Raw genomic sequence first — 17,425 nt, 5'->3', positions numbered from 1 at the left:
CTGCCCGCTCAGGCAGATAACCCGGCTATCCGTTATTTTCCTGGACTAATACCGGTGAGTGATTTGTTTTAAGGCCATTTATAGTCAATGAGTTAGCTTGTAAGTCACCGTTGTGGTGCGAGGCTAAATGTTTCCTCAATGTAAAATTATGCCGAGCAATAAGTAGCCGTATTGCAAGAAAAAAGAGTTGAGATCGCGGCGGGAAAGGGTTACATATAACGCAAAAATGCGAGCTGAGTCGCAAAATGCCGTGAAATGACCCCGCAGGGCGTCACTAAAACCGCAGGACATCAGCGAGCGCAGGGAATGAGTTAACCGCTTGTGATGTTTTTTACATTTAAATAACATTCATAAGGGGCAGAGTCGAGCGTCAACGGCTATAACTTAGTTACCCTGTCAGGTAAAAGAGTTTCATTTTTTCAAACTAGGGATTTCATGTGGAAAGTATCCAACTTTCGGTAGTGCATCGCTTGCCGCAAAGTTATCGTTGGCTATCAGGTTTTACCGGCGTCAAGGTTGAACCGATTCCGCTCAGCGGAATAGACGAAGATAACAACCTGATTGGTCTGAAACTGCTCAGTCATGAGGGTGCTGACGCCTGGCAGGTGATGCAACAGCTTAAATTGTCGTTGCAGGAGATCCAGGTCGACTGCGCCATCGTAGAGTGGGAAGGGGAACCTTGCCTGTTTGTGCATCGCTGCGATGAAAGCGCCACCATGTGTCGGCTAAAAAACGTGGGTGCCGCTATTGCCGAGCCGATGAGCGCTCAATATCCTTTCTGAATCCCGTCGCTAATCCGCCAGCTGTAACAACTGCTGGGTATAAGCGGCGGCCGGTGAGTTAAAGACTGTCTGGCAATCACCTTGTTCAACCACTTCCCCCTGTCGCAGCACAATCACCTGATGACACAGTGAACGCACCACCTGCAAATCATGGCTGATAAACAGATAGGCCAGCCGGTGGCGCTGTTGCAGTGATTTAAGCAGCGTCAGGATTTGCGCCTGTACCGATTTATCCAGTGACGAGGTCGGTTCATCGAGGATCAGCAACTGAGGTTGTAAAATCAGCGCACGTGCGATGGCGATGCGTTGGCGCTGACCGCCGGAAAACTCGGTAGGGTAACGGTGGCGCAGGGCGGGATCCAGCCCCACCTCCTGTAGTACTTCGATCACCCGCTGTTCTCGCTGCTCAGCGCTCAGTTTCTGGTGAACCTCCAGCCCCTCGGCAATGATTTGCAGCACATTGAGCCGGGGATTAAGCGCGGAGTAAGGGTCCTGAAACACAATCTGCATCTGGCTGCGGTACGGCAGCATCTGCTTCATACTGAACTGGTGCAACGGCTGGCCTTTAAACCACATCGCCCCCCTGGCATTAAGCAAACGTAGCAATGCCAGCCCGGTGGTGCTCTTACCGGAGCCGGACTCGCCCACCAATCCGACGCTTTCCCCGGCCTTCAGCTCAAAGCTCAAATCTTTCAGCGCATAATGCTGACCCACGGTGCGGCGCAGTAAACCACGCCTGATCGGGAAACTGACCTGCAGGTTTTCCACCTTCAGTAACGGGGCGGCGTCAGCAGGTAGCGGCAGCGGATCGCCTACGTTCTCTGCCGCCAGTAATTGTTGGGTATAGGGGTGTTGCGGCCGGCTAAACAGGTTGCTCCGGCTGCTTTGCTCAACGCATTGCCCCTGGCGCATGACCGCTACGTTATCCGCCAGGCGGCGTACAATATTCAGGTTATGGGTGATAAACAGCAGCCCCATGCCCATTTCTTGCTTCAGTTCTTTCAGCAACAGCAGAATTTGCGCCTGAATGGTGACATCGAGCGCCGTCGTGGGTTCATCGGCAATCAGTAGCTTGGGCTGGGTTAACACCGCCATGGCGATCATCACCCGCTGGCGTTCGCCGCCGGAGAGCTGATGTGGGTAGTCTTTCAACCGGCCCTTGGCGTTGCGAATACCTACGCGATCCAGACACTGAATAATCTCACTGCGTGCCGCGTCGCGCCGCATACCGCGATGCAGCGCCAGGACTTCCGCCAGCTGTTTCTCAATGGTATGCAAGGGATTGAGTGACACCATCGGCTCCTGGAAGATCATCGAAATCTGGTTGCCGCGCACCTTGCGCAGCTCAGCCTCAGGCGCATGCAGCAACGAATTGCCGTTGAACTGGATATCACCGCCGGTATAGACCACCGGTGGTGAAGGCAGCAGGCGCAACACCGACAGTGCAGTGACGCTTTTTCCCGAACCGGACTCGCCCACCAGTGCCAGCGTTTCTGCCTTTTCTATCTGCAGTGAAAGCCCACTGACGACCTGGTTCAGTTGGTCACCCTGGCGGAAAGCAACGCCGAGATCCTGAATTGAAAGCAAAGGAGTGCTAGCCATATCAATGCGCCTTGCTGGGGTCAAAGGCGTCGCGTACCGCTTCGCCAATAAAAATAAGTAAAGACAGCAACACCGCCAACACCAGGAACGCGGTAATACCAAGCCACGGTGCCTGCAGGTTGTTTTTGCCCTGCAATAGCAGCTCGCCGAGCGACGGAGAACCGATCGGCAGGCCAAAGCCCAGGAAATCGAGGGAGGTCAGGGTGGTGATGGATCCGCACAGGATAAACGGCAAGAAGGTCAGCATCGCCACCATGGCATTGGGCAGCATATGCCGGTACATAATGACCCGGTCCTGCACCCCCATGGCACGTGCGGCGCGGATGTAATCGTAGTTACGGGTGCGCAGGAACTCGGCGCGTACCACGCCCACCAGGCTCATCCAGCCAAATAAAATGGTGATGCCGAGCAGCCACCAAAAATTGGGTTGTACGATGCTCGACAGCAGAATAATCAAAAATAGCGTCGGCATCCCTGACCACACCTCAATAAAGCGCTGGCCCCATAGATCCACGCGCCCGCCGTAGTAGCCCTGCATGGCGCCGGCGCAGACGCCAATCACGCTGGAAAACAGCGTTAGCGCCAGCCCGAACAGCATCGAAATACGAAAGCCGTACAGCACGCGGGCCAGCACGTCGCTGCCGTTACTGTCGGTACCTAATAAATTTTGCTGTGAAGGGGCCGAAGGGAAGGGCACCTCGGTGGCGAAGTTGATGGTGTTATAACTAAAGCGGATCGGTGGCCAAACTGCCCAGCCGTGGCTGTCGATCTGCTTTTTAACAAACGGATCCTGATAGTCGGTGGCGGTATTGAGCTCACCGCCGAAGGTGGTCTCGCTGTAGTCGATAATAAATGGCAGGTACAGGCGGCCCTCGTAGCGCACCAGTAGCGGCTTGTCGTTAGCGATCAGGTTGGCCCCCAGGCTGAGGATAAACAGCACCAGAAAAATCCACAGCGACCAATAGCCACGGCGGTTGCTGCAAAAACGTGCCCAACGAGCCTGATTAATCGGGCTTAAGCGATTCATTGGCGGGCCTCGAAATCAATGCGCGGATCGACCAGGGTATAGGTGATATCGCTAAGGATATTCAACAGCAGGCCAATCAGGGTGAAGATATACAGCGTGCCGAACATCACCGGGTAATCGCGCTGCAGGGTGGCGTCATAGCCCAGCAACCCCAGCCCGTTGAGCGAGAACATCACCTCGATCAACAATGAGCCGGTGAAAAACATGCTGACAAAGGTCGCCGGGAAGCCGGCGATCACCAGCAGCATGGCGTTGCGGAACACGTGGCGGTAAAGGATCTTGTTCTCGTCCAGCCCTTTGGCGCGTGCGGTGACCACATATTGTTTGCGGATCTCATCGAGGAATGAGTTTTTGGTCAGCATGGTCAGGGTGGCGAAGCCACCAATCACCGTCGCCAGCACCGGCAGCGTGATATGCCACAGGTAATCGGTGATTTTGCCATACCACGGCAGGGTATCGAAATTGCTGGAAACCAGACCGCGCAACGGGAACCAGTCGAGGTAGCTGCCACCGGCGAACAGCACAATCATCAAAATCGCGAACAGGAAGGCCGGAATGGCATAGCCAATGATAATCAGAGTGCTGCTCCAGGTATCGAAGGCGCTGCCGTTATGCACCGCTTTGCGGATCCCCAGTGGGATCGACACCAGGTAGATAATCAGCGTGCTCCACAGCCCCAGCGTGACTGATACCGGCAGACTATGACCCACCAGTTGCATCACCGATGCACCACGGAACAGACTGTCACCGAAGTCGAGGCGCATGTAGTTCCACAACATGGTGAAATAGCGCTCATGTAGCGGTTTGTCGAAGCCATAGCGTTTGGTGATCTCGGCGATCACCTCCGGATCCAGCCCGCGTGAGCCACGGTATTGGCTATCTGTCGCACTGCCAACACCAATACGTGCGTGCCCCAGACCTTCACCGGCACCGCCACCGCCGAAGCCGCTGCTCTGGCCCATTTCGATAGTGGCAATCGCCTGGTCGACCGGGCCACCGGGGGCGATCTGCACAATAAAAAAGTTAATGGTGATGATCGCCCACAGGGTGGGGATAATCAGCAACAGTCTGCGAATCAAATAAGCCGCCATCGCAAACCCCTTATTGTTGTTGAGCCGGCAAACGCGCCGCCTTGTTGACGTCAAACCACCAGTTATCGAAACCAATCACGTAGGCCGGACGGATCGACGGCGTAGAGAATTTGTCCCAGTAGGCATAGCGGTCGTGGTTGGAATACCACATCGGCAACATATACCTGTTCCAGGTCAGTACCCGATCCAGTGCGCGGCCCAGCGGCAGCAGGGCTTTTTCGTCGCCCTGATGCGCGGCGATCTGCCTGACCAGGCTATCGACGGCCGGATCGGTGACGCCGGGAGTATTCCAGCTGGAGTTAATGTATTTGGAGTCCCAGAGCGTCTCAAGACTTGAACCAGGGAAAGGCATTGCCATATAAACCGTCGGCATCATATCGAAATCGCCGTCGCGCATGCGCTTGGTGAATTGGGATATGTCGATTTCACGGATCTGCATATCAATGCCCAGTCGTTTCAGGTTGTGCTGAAACGGCAAGACGTACTGGAAGTTGCTGCCGCTCAGCAACATCAGTTCGAAGCTGAATGGCTGGCCGGTTTTACTGTTTACCAACTTTTGGTTTTTGACCTCCCAGCCGGCCTGTTTCAGCAACTGAGTCGCTTTCAGCAGATTTTGCCGATCGTTACCGCTGCCATCGGAGGACGGCGGCTGGTAGATACTGGTGAATACCTCCGCCGGTACCTTGCCCTTTAGTGGGCCCAGCAGCGCCAGTTCGGCCGCATCCGGGTAGCCGCTGGCTGCGTAGGGGGTGTTCTGGAAATAGCTATTGGTTCGTTGGTAGGCGTTGTAATACAGCGCCTTATTCATCCAGTCGAAATCGAAAGCCAGCGTGAGCGCTTCGCGCACCCGAGGATCGGCGAACAGAGGGCGCCGCATATTGAAGGCCATCCAGCGGGTGTTTTGCGCCGACTGATTGGTTTCATCCTGTTTGATGATGTAATTGCGAGCGAAATTTCCGCCCTGGTACTGCGTCGCCCAGCTTTTTGGCGAACCTTCGATGCGGAAGTCATAGGCACCGGCCTTGAAGGCCTCCAGCGCCACTTTGTCGTCCAGATAGTAGTCGTAGCGGATGCTGTCGAAGTTAAAGCGGCCGCGGTTGACCGGCAGGTTGGCGGCCCAATAATCGCGTACCCGTTGATAGGTAATGTATTGGCCCAGTCGATAACTGGCGATCTTATAGGGGCCACTGCTCAGCGGTGGGGTGCTCAGTGGCTCGTTCAACTTGTGATCTTTCCAGAAGCTCTGCGGCAAAATGGGCAGGCTGAACAACCCGAGCAACTTGTCTTTATCCGGCTGTGGAAATTCAATGCGCACCGTCAGGCGTGAAATGGCCTTGACCGATATGCCCTTATACGCCACGCGAAACTGCGGTACGCCTTCGGTCATAAACTTGGTAAAGGTAAAGGCCACGTCGGCGGCGGTAATGGGCGTGCCATCGTGGAAGCGGGCGCGCGCGTTAATATCCACTTCTACCCAGCGCATGTCGGCCGGGAAGCGGGCAGACTCGGCAATCAGTGGATAGTAGCTGCCGATTTCATCGTCTGAGGTGGTGAACAGGGTATCGTACAGCGCATCGGTACGCTCGCCGGGAACGCCACGTTGTGCATAGCGGTTAAAGTTATCGTAGGTGCCAATGGCTGCCAGGCGCACGTCGCCGCCCTTTGGGGCCGCCGGGTTGACGTAGTCATAATGGCTGAAATCGGTGGCGTATTTCGGCTCACCGAGCTGGGCGAAAGCGTAACTTTCATTGAGGGTTTCGGCCTGCAGGCCAAAACTCAGTGCCGAGAGCACCAGGGCAGCAAAAACGCGCACGGACATCTTGACGGTAAGCTCCTGCTGTTAAGTCGATTAAATCTGGGTCAGCATAACATTTACTGCCGCGCCGCAGAGTAAAGAAGTTAAAAGATTCAGTCCGTTAGCGCCTGATGGTCCATGACCGTATGGGCGTTGCAGAAGGCGACAAAATTGTCGATGCTCAACGGTTTGCTGTAATAGTACCCCTGCATAAAATTAACGTCCTGTTCCTGCAGGAAGCTCACCTGTTCTGCGGTTTCTACGCCCTCCGCCACGGTTTGCATTTTGAGTTTTTTGGCCAGTGAAATGACCGCGTCCAGTACCGGGGCGGTGACCGTATCCCGGCCGATGGAGTTGACGAAACCGCGGTCGATTTTCAGATAGTCCATGCTAAAGCGTTCCAGATAGATCAGTGCGCTGTGGCCGGTACCGAAGTCATCGATGGCAATTTCAATGCCTTGTTTATGCAACCAGTCGAACTCCGCCAGCGCGTTGCCTTCCTCCACCATGCCGCGTTCGGTAATTTCAAACACCAGCGTAAAGTAATCGCCCGGCAATTGCGCCAGCAGTTCGTACACGTCGTGGTGGAAGGAGGGCGCACTGAGATGAGAAGGGGAGATGTTCAGGCCAAGTTTTGCACCCTGCGGCAGCGCCGTCGCCAGCCTGGGGGCGTCTTCGGCAATCAGGCGGAACAGGTGACGTGTCAGCGGCACTATCAGCCCTTCGCTTTCGGCGTAGGGAATAAACAGGTCCGGCGGAATACGTCCTTCGATTGGGTGCTGCCAGCGGATCAGCGCTTCCAACCCAGCGATGGTGCCGGTTTTGGTATGAAATACCGGTTGATACTCGATAAAGAACTCGTTGCGTTTGATGCCGCGCATCAGGGCGCGCTCCGGGCTTTGGCGCAGCAACAGCATGTAGTAGCACAGCACGCCGATCATTAAGGACAGCACCAGGCTACCCAGCAGAGTCAGGCGGATATCGTTGGGCGTCAGTTTTTGGTTATAAAACATAATGATCATCGGGGTGCCGGCGATGGAAATGCGGTCGGCCTTTTCGTCCGGCAACTGGTTTACCGGCATCAGATTCGGACTAAAACTGGTCAGGGCGCGATCGCCCAGAATAATGGCAACTCCCTGGGTCTGATCGGTATTGGAGCTAAACATCTGTTGGGGCATCAGGCCAATATCCAGGGTGGCCAGTATGCCGGTGTCTTCTTTGCCTTGCTGACGCAACCAAACGGCAACCGCCGGTTTTCCGGGAACCAGTGGGGTGCCCTGCTGCAGTTTGAGATCCAGCCGCTGCTGTTGATTAATTTCCGGGTAGATGTTTTTTAACGCCAGCATCATGTTGCCGGTAGCGGAAGAGCAATAGGCAAAGCCGTTTTTTACCAGCATAAAGGTGCGCACGCCGGAGTGAAATGCCGCCTGATAGGTAATTTCCGGCTGACTGGTTGCGCAGGAGCGTTCGGTCAACGGCATCAACTGTTGCATGATTGCCGTCAGACTATTAAAGGTCTCTAGGGTGAGTTTCTGCGTCCGTTGCTCTACTGCGCGTTGATATTGCGTGCGCTGGTGGCTAATCAAGGAAAGTGTAATTGCCATAAACAGGATAAAAAATACCAGGGCCACGATGCCGCTTTTAGCCAGGCTACGTCGTCTGTGCGAGACGTGGCGTGCAAATGCCCTTTTCAAGCCCATAAACCTGCCCCCTGAACCCGGCGTATCAATTTGTTTTTGTTATAGAGTGACTGGCTAATATATCGCAATGACGGTGTTGTCGTCATTATTCATCGTTTATCTAATGGCTGATAATAGTTTAAATGCGGCATTATCGCTGTTTTCCCATTTGACGATAATAGGTGAGTTTTTCATCGTCGGCGTAGTTCACTCCAATAATTTTGTGAAATATAAAGTGGCAATGTTGAAAATACCGCGAATTTATAATGGGGGAGGGCGGTGGCGCAAAAAAAAACGCTGCCCGGAGGCAGCGTTCTATCGCTCGTTTGGTCTTCAGGACAATCAAGGTTGCGCCGTCAACTGCTGGTTAGCACTCGGCGGGCTTCGCGATAACGTTTATTCCAGTAGTTATCGCTCAGTTTCGAAATCATCACGCCGCTGCTGGTAGAGGCATGAACGAATTGATCGTTACCTAAATAGATGCCGACGTGGCGTCCGGTAGAACCGGCGCGGAACAGCACCAGATCGCCAGGACGCAGTTTGGTACGCAAGATTTTCTTGCCCATGTCTTCCTGTTCGTAGGTAGAACGAGGTAAGTCCATGCCAAACTGTTCGCGGAAGGTGCGCTGTACAAACGCTGAGCAATCGATGCCGCGCTTGGTTTCACCGCCTAAACGGTAGCGAACGCCTTTCCAGTCTGCATACTGATCCATAATTTTTGACTTAACGTCAACGTTACGGACCATTGCTTCGAATTCATCCTGAGAGGCTTGCAGTAAAAGACCATCTTTGTCATTAACTGCACGCATCTCAGTTTGTGCGTTATTCAAGTTCGAAGTGTGAGTCGTGCTACATGCGGAGAGCATTACCGCTGCGGCAATTGCAGGTACTACCCGCAAAAAATATCTCAGAAACGGTTGAGATTTGACCATTGTTATTGTTTTCCCTTGAAGTCCTTAACGACGTCAGTCGCTACCTGAAAAATGCCAAACGGAACGAGACTAATCTGCACCTGCTTTATCGACAATCAGATACCGCTGAAAATGTGCTGGAACGCACATATTTAGAGGATTTGATGCTGAGTCGAGTTAAACCAGGCACAAACGCATCCGAGATTACCGTAACGGATTGGTGATTGCGAGCCTTTTTCCACCCTTTTATATATGAATTTGTGATGTAACATAATGTAAATCTTCATATAAAAAACGCTGATGGTCCGTTGTGTTGGTTTTGCGTGAAATTAGGTGACAGAAGCGTTAACGCGGTGATGTGGAAACAAACAGCAGGCGGCGAGGAAATTATCAGGAGGCCAGCAGCCTCCTGCAGGTCATAACTGTGGGTTATAACTACGCTGGTCGGTGCTTGCCGGGCAGCATACGGTTCAGGCGCAGGATCAGCCTATCGCTGAGTGGGGTCATCAGGCACCAACTGGCACCCACCAGTACCACCGACAGCGAACCTACGGCGATATCTGTAAACCAGTGGGCGCCAATCATCACCCGCGGCAATGAAAACACCACCGTAATCAGCAGCGCGACGGCAAACGCGCGGCGGTTAAAGTAGCGCAGCATAAAACAGGAGAAAATCATCAGCATCATGCCATGGTCGCCAGGGAAACTGTCGCTGGAGGCGTCTTTGGTCGGAATGCCGGTCAGTTCACTGACACGGTTAACATTCTCAAAGCTCAGCGACGGGCTGGGGTGCTTGACCGGAAGCAGGTGCCCAAGCTGGTTCAGCACCACGCCGGTCAGCAGCATGACAACGCCGGTTACCAGCAAACGACGACGGCCGGCGGCATCCTGTTGCAGATAAAAGCACAGGTACAGCAGCCCCATGGCAATCAGTGAAATCACGTCAAATGCACGGCTATTGGTGATGGCCACCAGATGCAAAAAACCGGGGTCAGTCGCCAGATGACGATTAAAAAAGAAGAAAATCGATGAGTCCAGAGTAAACCAATAGCCGTGGTTAACCGGCAGGTACCAGGACAGAAACAGCGCAATGCCCAGTAAATTGAAGAAAATGATGAAGGGTAAATTGCGGCGAGTCATGGCATAACCTGTTTTAAGTCTAAAAATAAAAAGAGGCTAACGGTAAAGTTCTCAACTTAAACGAATGTTAAACAGCTTGGATTGCAGCGCGTTCCAATCCGCATTCCCGCTGTGAATCAGTTCAATTCGGCTGTCCAGCGGCGCGACAGGACGCGTTTCGATATTGAGATCCTGCCCCTGACGGTTGATCAACAGAGTGCCTTCAGCAATGCGCACTACGCCTTTGGCGCGTTCGACCGGTGCCAGCCGTATCCACTCCATGATGCCAACGGTATCGAACACCGTGTCGGCGTCAAAGATCCAGCCACAGCTGGTGAATCCCTGGCCCTGATTGAGCGCCCGCCGCCAGCGCGAAGTTTCCGGCAGCCGCAATGCGGCCAAGCCCTGTGTTTTGCTGTGGCTATGATGATGCTGGGCATTCGGTAATTCTGTGCGATTCGTGCGAGGCAGGTCCAGCAAGGTGACATCCGCCTGGCCCTGTTGAATGTGATAAAGCGGCCGCTGCAGGGAGTCCTGCTGCGCCCATTGCTGCAGGGCCAGTAGATCCTGCGGCTGATAGGTGTCGCTTTTGCTGGCCAGAATAACGTCGGCCGCCGCCAGTTGATCGCGGAAGTTTTCGTTTTCTACATAGCGCGGTTCGCTGAGCTGGCGTGCGTCCAACAGGCACAGGGTGGCCTGTAGATCGATCCAGCCGGCATAGCTGTCCTGCGTCAGCAATGACAGGATCTGTTTCGGGTGGCCCAGGCCGGTAGGTTCGATCAACAGACGGTCGGGTTTACTCTGTTGCAGCAGCATATTCAGCCCGACCTGCATCGGCAAGCCGTTCACACAACACATGCAACCGCCAGGGATCTCCTTTAACACCGCACCGCTGTCTGCCAGCAATGCGCCATCAATACCAATTTCACCAAACTCGTTTACCAGCACTGCCCAACGCTCATGTTCCGGTTTGTTAGCCAGCAAGTGACGAATGGTGGTGGTTTTACCGCTGCCGAGAAAACCGGTGATCAGGTTAGTTTTGGTCATAAATTATTCCTGATGTTAATAATGTCTATTGGTCAATAAATAAGCAACCCTGCTTTGCCTTAGCACTTGAGGTTGCTCAACCTGCGTCAGGTCACAAATTTTGCAGGTTAAGATGCGGCATTTAATCGGACAAATCCACGCCAAATGGTCAGAAAATTCTTATATAAAACCATGGATTAACCAGGGTGGTGATCTTTAGTAGCTTGTTTTCCTTTGTTAATTGCCAGATTAACCGCCAAATAATTCCCCTGACCTTGCGATTATTCTTAAGAAAATCCTCTATGGTTAAATTGGCTTAACAAAAAATGAGGTTGCCATGAATGTCTTCCGGTTATTTTTGATCGCAGGAATGTTGTTTTCATGGACGGCAGCAAGCTATGCAGGAACCACTGGCGGGGTAATTCGTTTTGTTGGCTCTATTGTGGAAAGCCCCTGTACGGTGAACATCGCTGATTCAACGGCCAATACCCAATGTTACCGTAATGGGCGGCACTATCAAGACCAACAGACGCTGTCAAAATTTGATGCTACACGCAAAGAATTGCCACTGAATTTAGGTTCGACCGAGATGAAGTGGGTAGATCAGCAGAAAAAACTTGCAGTAATGACGGTAGTTTATCGTTAAGTCGTTCGGCCATGCCGGACATCCGGCATGGCCATTTTCCCCCTGGCCTTTCAAGTCAGGGTCTGGTTTAACCGGGTATCAAGCCAACTGAGTCGAAACCCAATTCTGCACCGTTTGGCGCGCCCCGCGATCGCGCAGGGAAATATAGGCGCGGGTCACCGCCGCCACAAACGCCTCATTTGCCGGCAGTTGTTCACCAAAAACGGCTTTCAACGCCAACAGGGCTTTAACGCGTTGTTCATCGTCCGGCGTTGCGGCCACCGTCTGTTGCAGCGTTGTCAGCAGCGGATCGCGAATATCAATCGGTTGACCGGCATCATCTACACCGCCGACATAGCGCATCCAGGCTGCCACGCCCAGCGCCAAACCGGCATAGCTGCCGCCATGCTGCAGATGCCAACGAACCGAATCCAGCATCCGCTGTGGCAATTTTTGTGTGCCATCCATGGCAATTTGCCAGGTGCGATGTTGCAGCGCCGGATTGCTGTAGCGTTCAATCAACTGCGCGGCATAGGCGGCCAGATCGATACCGCTGACGCTGAGCGTCGGTGCCTGCTCGGCCAGCATCAGGTGGTGTGCCGCTTGGCGATAAGACTCGTCGGCCATACAGTCGTTTATATACTGATAACCCCCCAGATAACCCAGGTAGGCCAGGAAGGAATGACTGCCGTTCAGCATACGCAGCTTCATTTGTTCAAAAGGCAGTACGTCATTTACCAACTGCGCACCGGCCAGTTCCCAGGCCGGACGGCCTGCGACAAAATTATCTTCCACCACCCATTGGATAAAGGGCTCGCAGGCGATGGCGCATTCATCACGTATGCCGCCCAGTGCGGCAGCCACTTCGTCGAGCGTTTCCGCGGTGGCGGCTGGAACAATGCGGTCGACCATAGTACTGGGGAAACTGACCTGCTGGGCAATCCAATCTGCCAGGGCGCCGTCACGCGCCTGCGCCAGGCCGATGATGGCGTTGCGCAGTACATGGCCGTTTTCGGGAATATTATCGCAAGAGAGCAGGGTAAAGGCGGGCAGACCGCGTTCCAGGCGCAGGCGCAGGGCTTCGACCAGAATGCCGGGTACCGTAATGGGTTGAGCGGGGTTGGCAAGATCGGCGCGGATCCCCTGGTGTTGCAGATCCAGTTTCCCGCTACCGGGTTCGATGCAGTAGCCTTTTTCGGTGATGGTCATTGAGACGATGGCTACCTGCGGTTCCGCCAGTTTTTCCAGCACGGCACCGATCCCTTCCAGTTTGCGGTGTACGCTTTCATGCACGGCCCCGATCACTATCGCCTGATCCCCCTCAGCGCCTTTTTCCAGCACGCTATAAAGATGGTCTTGCTGACGCAGCGTCTGGAACAGAATGTCGCCACCGAACAGGCTGATCTCACAAATCCCCCAGTCTCCCCCCTGGCGGTTCAATACCCGGTCGGTCACCAGTGCCTGATGGGCGCGGTGAAAGGCCCCGAATCCAATGTGCACCATGCGGCTTTGTAATGTGCTGCGGTCATAGCGCGGTTGCTGGACGGCGTCGGGAAGCGGTGAGTTGGCGATAGTCTTCATGCATGGCTCCAAGCTGGGTAAAAGGTGCTGGCCGGGAACTTTTAAAAAGTTAGCAGACCAGTTTTGCGAATGGAAAACGGCACGGCGCTTACCTTTTTCGCATCAGTTCTCTGCCGCCAGTGTAAGGCTGGAAGGGGGTTAATAACATTGCCAAACTCAAAATAAGCCAGAACCGTGAAGTGGATCAACCAATCAGGGTTTCGCTTTTGACAGTCAGGTGCGAAAGAGTAAGGTGAAAGATAACCGATATCTATTTAAATTTGGTATAACAAGATTGTCGAAACGGTGCAATCTTGATCACCACCACAATACTGGGCGATTTTTACAAGGATAAATAATGGAACAAACATGGCGTTGGTATGGGCCGAACGATCCTGTCTCTCTTGACGATGTGCGCCAGGCCGGCGCCACTGGCGTAGTCACCGCCTTGCACCATATCCCGAATGGCGAGGTGTGGCCGATCGAAGAGATCAAGGCTCGTCAGGCGTTGTTGGCGGAGAAAGGCTTGGTGTGGTCGGTGGTGGAAAGCATCCCGGTACATGAAGAAATCAAAACCCACAGCGGTAATTACCAACAGCACATCGCCCATTACCAGCAATCGTTGCGTAACCTGGCGGCCTGCGGTATCGACACCGTGTGCTACAACTTTATGCCGATCCTCGACTGGACGCGTACCGATCTGGAGTATTTGCTGCCCGACGGGTCAAAGGCGTTACGTTTTGATCAAATCGCCTTTGCGGCCTTTGATTTGCATATTTTGCAACGTGCAGGGGCAGAGCAGGATTACACGCAGGAAGAGCAACAGCAGGCCACCGCGCGCTTTGCTGCCATGAGCGAGGCGGATATCGCCAAATTGACCGGTAATATCATCGCCGGGCTGCCGGGGGCTGAAGAGGGGTATACGCTTGATCAGTTCCGCGCCCGTCTGGCTGAGTACGACGCCATCGACAAGGCGCAACTGCGTGAGAATATGGCGGTGTTTCTGCGCGCCATTGTGCCGGTAGCGGAAGAGGTCGGCGTGCGGCTGGCGGTACATCCGGACGATCCACCACGGCCGCTCCTGGGTCTGCCACGCATTGTTTCGACCATTGAGGATATGCAGTGGTTCAAGCAGACGGTCGACAGCCTGCATAACGGTTTCACCATGTGTACCGGCTCCTATGGGGTACGTGAGGATAACGATCTGGTGCGGATGATTGAAACCTTCGGCGATCGCATCCATTTCACCCATCTGCGCGCAACCTGCCGTGAAGATAACCCTAAAAGTTTCCATGAGGGCGCGCACCTGCAAGGCGACGTCGACATGGTGGCGGTGATTGAGGCGATCCTCAGCGAGGAGCAGCGCCGTCATCAGGCGGGTGATACCCGGCCGATACCAATGCGTCCCGATCATGGGCATCAGATGCTGGATGACTTGAAGAAAAAAACCAATCCGGGTTATTCGGCAATTGGTCGTTTGAAGGGGCTGGCGGAACTGCGCGGTGTCGAGCTGGCGCTCAAACGCCGTTTCTTCCCTGAATTGCCGTCGTAAATATTTTCAGACGACGGGCAGTGCCAAATATTAGGGAGAGCGTGCCGAAGGGGTCGTAGCAGCTTTAGCTGCCGGAGCGCCCCTCGGTGCGCTAGGCCCGGGTATCTCGTGCTAATAAACCACTTTGTTATAAAACACAGGGGCCATAATCGGCCCCTGAATTTCAACTAGTCGGCGCGGCTCATATAGCGGCGTTCGGCAATATGAATGCGGATTTTGTCACCGGCGCTGAGGTATTCCGGCACCTGAATGGTCAGGCCGGTCGCCATGGTAGCCGGCTTGTTGCGGGCACTGGCGGAGGCACCTTTGATGCCCGGCGCAGTGTCGACAATTTCCATATCCACGGTTTGTGGCAATTCCAGCGCCAGCACCTGGCCTTCCAGCGTCAGCACCTGCATGCCTGGCAGACCGGCTTCAGGGATGAACAGCAGTTCGTCTTCGATCTGGTCTTTCTTGAAGATGTAAGGGGTGTAATCCTCGTCATCCATAAACACGTATTCTTCGCCGTCGATGTAAGAGAAGTTCACCTTACGGCGGGACAGGCTAATGGTGTCCAGAATATCGTCGCCCTTGAAACGCTCTTCTACCTTCAGCCCGGTGCGGACGTCAGAGAAACGCATTTTGTATAGGGTGCTGGCACCGCGTGCGCTTGGGCTTTGTACATCAATGTCTCTCACCAGCAGCAGTTTGCCGTTGTAGCTGATCGCCATGCCACGCTTAATTTCGTTAGCCTTTGCCATATAAAATAACCTGCAATAAAGAGTTTTTGGGAAGTTGCGACAAGTTACTCGCGCCGATGATTTCAGGCAAGCAGATCAAGCAAAAACAGTGGCGGAAAAAGGGATGGCGAGCGCCATCCCCTGCGGTATTACTTGAAGACCGGCAACAGACCCAGCAATGCCAGCACGTGTGCGACGGCGTTGATCACCCCGAACAGAATGATAAACAGGATCATCCCCCGGCCACCGGGAGCGCGATATTGCGCCTGGGCAAAGCGACGACGACTGGCGCGTGCCATCATGGCCGGTACGATCACCGCCCAAACGGTGGCCGCCAGCCCGGCGAAGCCGATGGCGTACAGGAAGCCGTTCGGGAACAGCAGGGCGGCTATGGTCGGTGGTGCAAAGGTCACCAACGCGGTTTTACTGCGCCCGGTGGTGTCATCACTGAATTTGAAGAAGTCAGCCAAATAATCAAACAGGCCCAGCGAAACCCCGAGGAACGAACTGGCCAGTGCCATATAAGAGAAAGCGTTCAGCAGTTGGCCAACGGTCTGGCTGCTGGAAACGTTGCCCATCTGCTTAAGCAGGCTGCCGATATTGCCGCCTTCGGCAATCACCTGGCGGAAGGCATCGCGGGCGATATTGCCCTGAATCACATACTGCCACAGGATATAGATCGCCAGCGCCAGCAGCGTGCCGTATACCAGGCTGCGCACCACGGCACCGCTATCCTTGTGATAATACTTCACCAGTCCCGGCACATTGCCGTGATAGCCGAACGAGGTCAGCAGATAAGGCAGCGCCGCCAGGGCGTAAGGCAGATAGCTGGCCTGGCTGTCGCCCCGGTTGAACAGCACTGCCGGTTGCACATGAGTGAACATATCGCCCACCGACATCACAAAGGTGATCACCATACCGCCGATCAAAATGGTGCTCAGACGATCGACCGCGCGGGTGGACAACCAGACGATAAACGCCACCACGATGGCAAACACCAGCCCGGCGGTGGTCTGCCCGACGCCGACGATGCCTTCCAGCGTGTGGGCGATAATTGAGCCACCGGCGGAAATATAGGCATAGGTCAGAATGTACAGCACAAAGGCGATGGAAATGCCGTTAATGGCGTTCCAGCTTTTACCCAGCAGATCCTTGACGATGGTATTGAAGCTGGCACCGCTTGGGTAATGCAGTGCAGCTTCGAGGATCATCAGGCCAGAGATCAGCATACAGGCCCAGGTATAAATCAGCAGCGCGACCGAGCCGCTGAACCACACGCCAGAAGTCACAATAGGAATGGAGAACATACCGGCGCCGACGGCGGTGCCTGCAATGATCATCGCGCCGCCAAGGACCGAAGGGCGGGAAAGCTTCTGGATAGTGTCCGCGGACATTTTTGCTCCTGAGTGGCCATGGCGGCCGCAAGTTCTTTTGTACTAGCTCAATGGTACAGGTGCGGTCGACGCATGTAAAGCCGTGAAGATGCTTGTTTCATGCATTAATCGGTGTGAATAGGGCGATTTGAGGCGTGTTTTAGCCCGGCATGAATGCAAACGTTTAGCGGTTATAAGGGCGCGATGTAAAGATTGTTGGGCAAGCCCGGATTCTGCTGGCGGCGGATGAGCGCTACTGATATTGTCGCGCTTCACTTCTGCCAGCCCACCGAGAGACTCGCTGATGGACTGCCGTGCCGACTGTGGCGCCTGTTGTATTGCGCCTTCAATATCCAGCCCGATCCCCGGCATGCCCAATGGCAAGCCTGCCAATACCCGCTGCATTCATCTGAGCGAGCAGCTACGCTGTGGTCTGTTTCACTCGCCATTGCGGCCCAAAGTCTGTGGCAGCCTGCAGGCCAGCCGCGAAATGTGCCACGACCACCGTGACGACGCGCTAATCTATTTGGCCAAGCTGGAAGCGGATACGGCACCCTAAGCCGG

At 54.3% G+C, this 17,425-nt stretch carries 15 protein-coding genes; 4 read left to right on the top strand and 11 right to left on the bottom strand.

What is annotated here, in order from left to right; genetic code table 11:
* Positions 1-437 precede the first annotated feature (437 nt).
* A complete protein-coding gene (locus ACSOSI_RS17425; protein ID WP_012145966.1) occupies positions 438-782 on the top strand; it encodes a YejG family protein in 345 nt (114 codons plus the stop codon).
* Between the two features lie 9 nt (positions 783-791).
* Here the strand turns inward: ACSOSI_RS17425 and yejF are convergent, their stop codons facing one another.
* The 8 genes from yejF to ACSOSI_RS17385 all read right to left on the bottom strand — a co-directional run bounded on the left by yejF (position 792) and on the right by ACSOSI_RS17385 (position 11,053).
* Positions 792-2,384 carry a microcin C ABC transporter ATP-binding protein YejF gene (gene yejF, locus ACSOSI_RS17420; RefSeq protein WP_259190878.1) on the bottom strand — a complete coding sequence of 531 codons (1,593 nt, stop codon included), beginning with the start codon at positions 2,382-2,384 and terminating at the stop codon, positions 792-794.
* 1 nt (position 2,385) lies between these two features.
* Entirely contained in the window at positions 2,386-3,411 is a 1,026-nt protein-coding gene (locus ACSOSI_RS17415; RefSeq protein ID WP_218216814.1) for an ABC transporter permease, read from the bottom strand.
* The gene (locus ACSOSI_RS17410; RefSeq protein ID WP_012145963.1) at positions 3,408-4,502 is read right to left on the bottom strand and encodes a microcin C ABC transporter permease YejB; all 1,095 of its coding nucleotides are present in this window, start codon (positions 4,500-4,502) and stop codon (positions 3,408-3,410) included. Before ACSOSI_RS17410 ends, ACSOSI_RS17415 begins: the two co-directional genes overlap by 4 nt.
* 10 nt (positions 4,503-4,512) lie before the next feature.
* Positions 4,513-6,321: an extracellular solute-binding protein gene (locus ACSOSI_RS17405; RefSeq protein ID WP_012145962.1), complete on the bottom strand. Its 1,809-nt coding sequence runs from the start codon at positions 6,319-6,321 to the stop codon at positions 4,513-4,515.
* Positions 6,322-6,410: 89 nt separating this feature from the next.
* The gene (locus tag ACSOSI_RS17400) at positions 6,411-7,997 is read right to left on the bottom strand and encodes a cyclic di-GMP phosphodiesterase (RefSeq protein WP_476705866.1); all 1,587 of its coding nucleotides are present in this window, start codon (positions 7,995-7,997) and stop codon (positions 6,411-6,413) included.
* Positions 7,998-8,332: 335 nt separating this feature from the next.
* Positions 8,333-8,908, bottom strand: coding sequence for a bifunctional murein DD-endopeptidase/murein LD-carboxypeptidase (mepS, locus tag ACSOSI_RS17395; RefSeq protein WP_012145960.1), 576 nt, complete (start codon positions 8,906-8,908; stop codon positions 8,333-8,335).
* Positions 8,909-9,322: 414 nt separating this feature from the next.
* Positions 9,323-10,027, bottom strand: a complete 705-nt coding sequence (locus tag ACSOSI_RS17390) for a phosphatase PAP2 family protein (RefSeq protein ID WP_476705865.1) — start codon at positions 10,025-10,027, stop codon at positions 9,323-9,325.
* Positions 10,028-10,078: 51 nt separating this feature from the next.
* On the bottom strand, positions 10,079-11,053 hold the full coding sequence (locus ACSOSI_RS17385) for a CobW family GTP-binding protein (RefSeq protein ID WP_112364098.1): 975 nt from the start codon (positions 11,051-11,053) through the stop codon (positions 10,079-10,081).
* Between the two features lie 316 nt (positions 11,054-11,369).
* Here ACSOSI_RS17385 and ACSOSI_RS17380 point away from each other — a divergent pair, with 316 nt between their 5' ends.
* A complete protein-coding gene (locus ACSOSI_RS17380; RefSeq protein WP_017893444.1) occupies positions 11,370-11,678 on the top strand; it encodes a type 1 fimbrial protein in 309 nt (102 codons plus the stop codon).
* Positions 11,679-11,756: 78 nt separating this feature from the next.
* Here ACSOSI_RS17380 and ACSOSI_RS17375 read toward each other — a convergent pair whose 3' ends face one another.
* Entirely contained in the window at positions 11,757-13,238 is a 1,482-nt protein-coding gene (locus ACSOSI_RS17375; protein ID WP_476705864.1) for a mannitol dehydrogenase family protein, read from the bottom strand.
* Between the two features lie 337 nt (positions 13,239-13,575).
* Here ACSOSI_RS17375 and uxuA point away from each other — a divergent pair, with 337 nt between their 5' ends.
* Positions 13,576-14,769 carry a mannonate dehydratase gene (uxuA, locus tag ACSOSI_RS17370; protein WP_476705863.1) on the top strand — a complete coding sequence of 398 codons (1,194 nt, stop codon included), beginning with the start codon at positions 13,576-13,578 and terminating at the stop codon, positions 14,767-14,769.
* A gap of 167 nt (positions 14,770-14,936) precedes the next feature.
* On the opposite strand, the gene yeiP is transcribed toward uxuA, so the two are convergent.
* Together yeiP and mtr are read right to left on the bottom strand one after the other, a co-directional pair.
* Positions 14,937-15,509: an elongation factor P-like protein YeiP gene (gene yeiP / locus ACSOSI_RS17365; RefSeq protein WP_012145953.1), complete on the bottom strand. Its 573-nt coding sequence runs from the start codon at positions 15,507-15,509 to the stop codon at positions 14,937-14,939.
* Positions 15,510-15,637: 128 nt separating this feature from the next.
* Entirely contained in the window at positions 15,638-16,882 is a 1,245-nt protein-coding gene (mtr, locus tag ACSOSI_RS17360) for a tryptophan permease (protein WP_017893441.1), read from the bottom strand.
* A gap of 283 nt (positions 16,883-17,165) precedes the next feature.
* Here mtr and ACSOSI_RS17355 point away from each other — a divergent pair, with 283 nt between their 5' ends.
* Positions 17,166-17,420 (top strand): YkgJ family cysteine cluster protein, encoded by a 255-nt coding sequence (locus tag ACSOSI_RS17355; RefSeq protein ID WP_017893440.1) that lies wholly within the window; start codon positions 17,166-17,168, stop codon positions 17,418-17,420.
* Positions 17,421-17,425: the final 5 nt, after the last annotated feature.

Source organism: Serratia sp. AR11, from assembly GCF_056376275.1.
The sequence above is the reverse complement of the archived record's forward strand: the minus strand, read 5'-3'. Positions and strand labels throughout refer to the sequence as shown.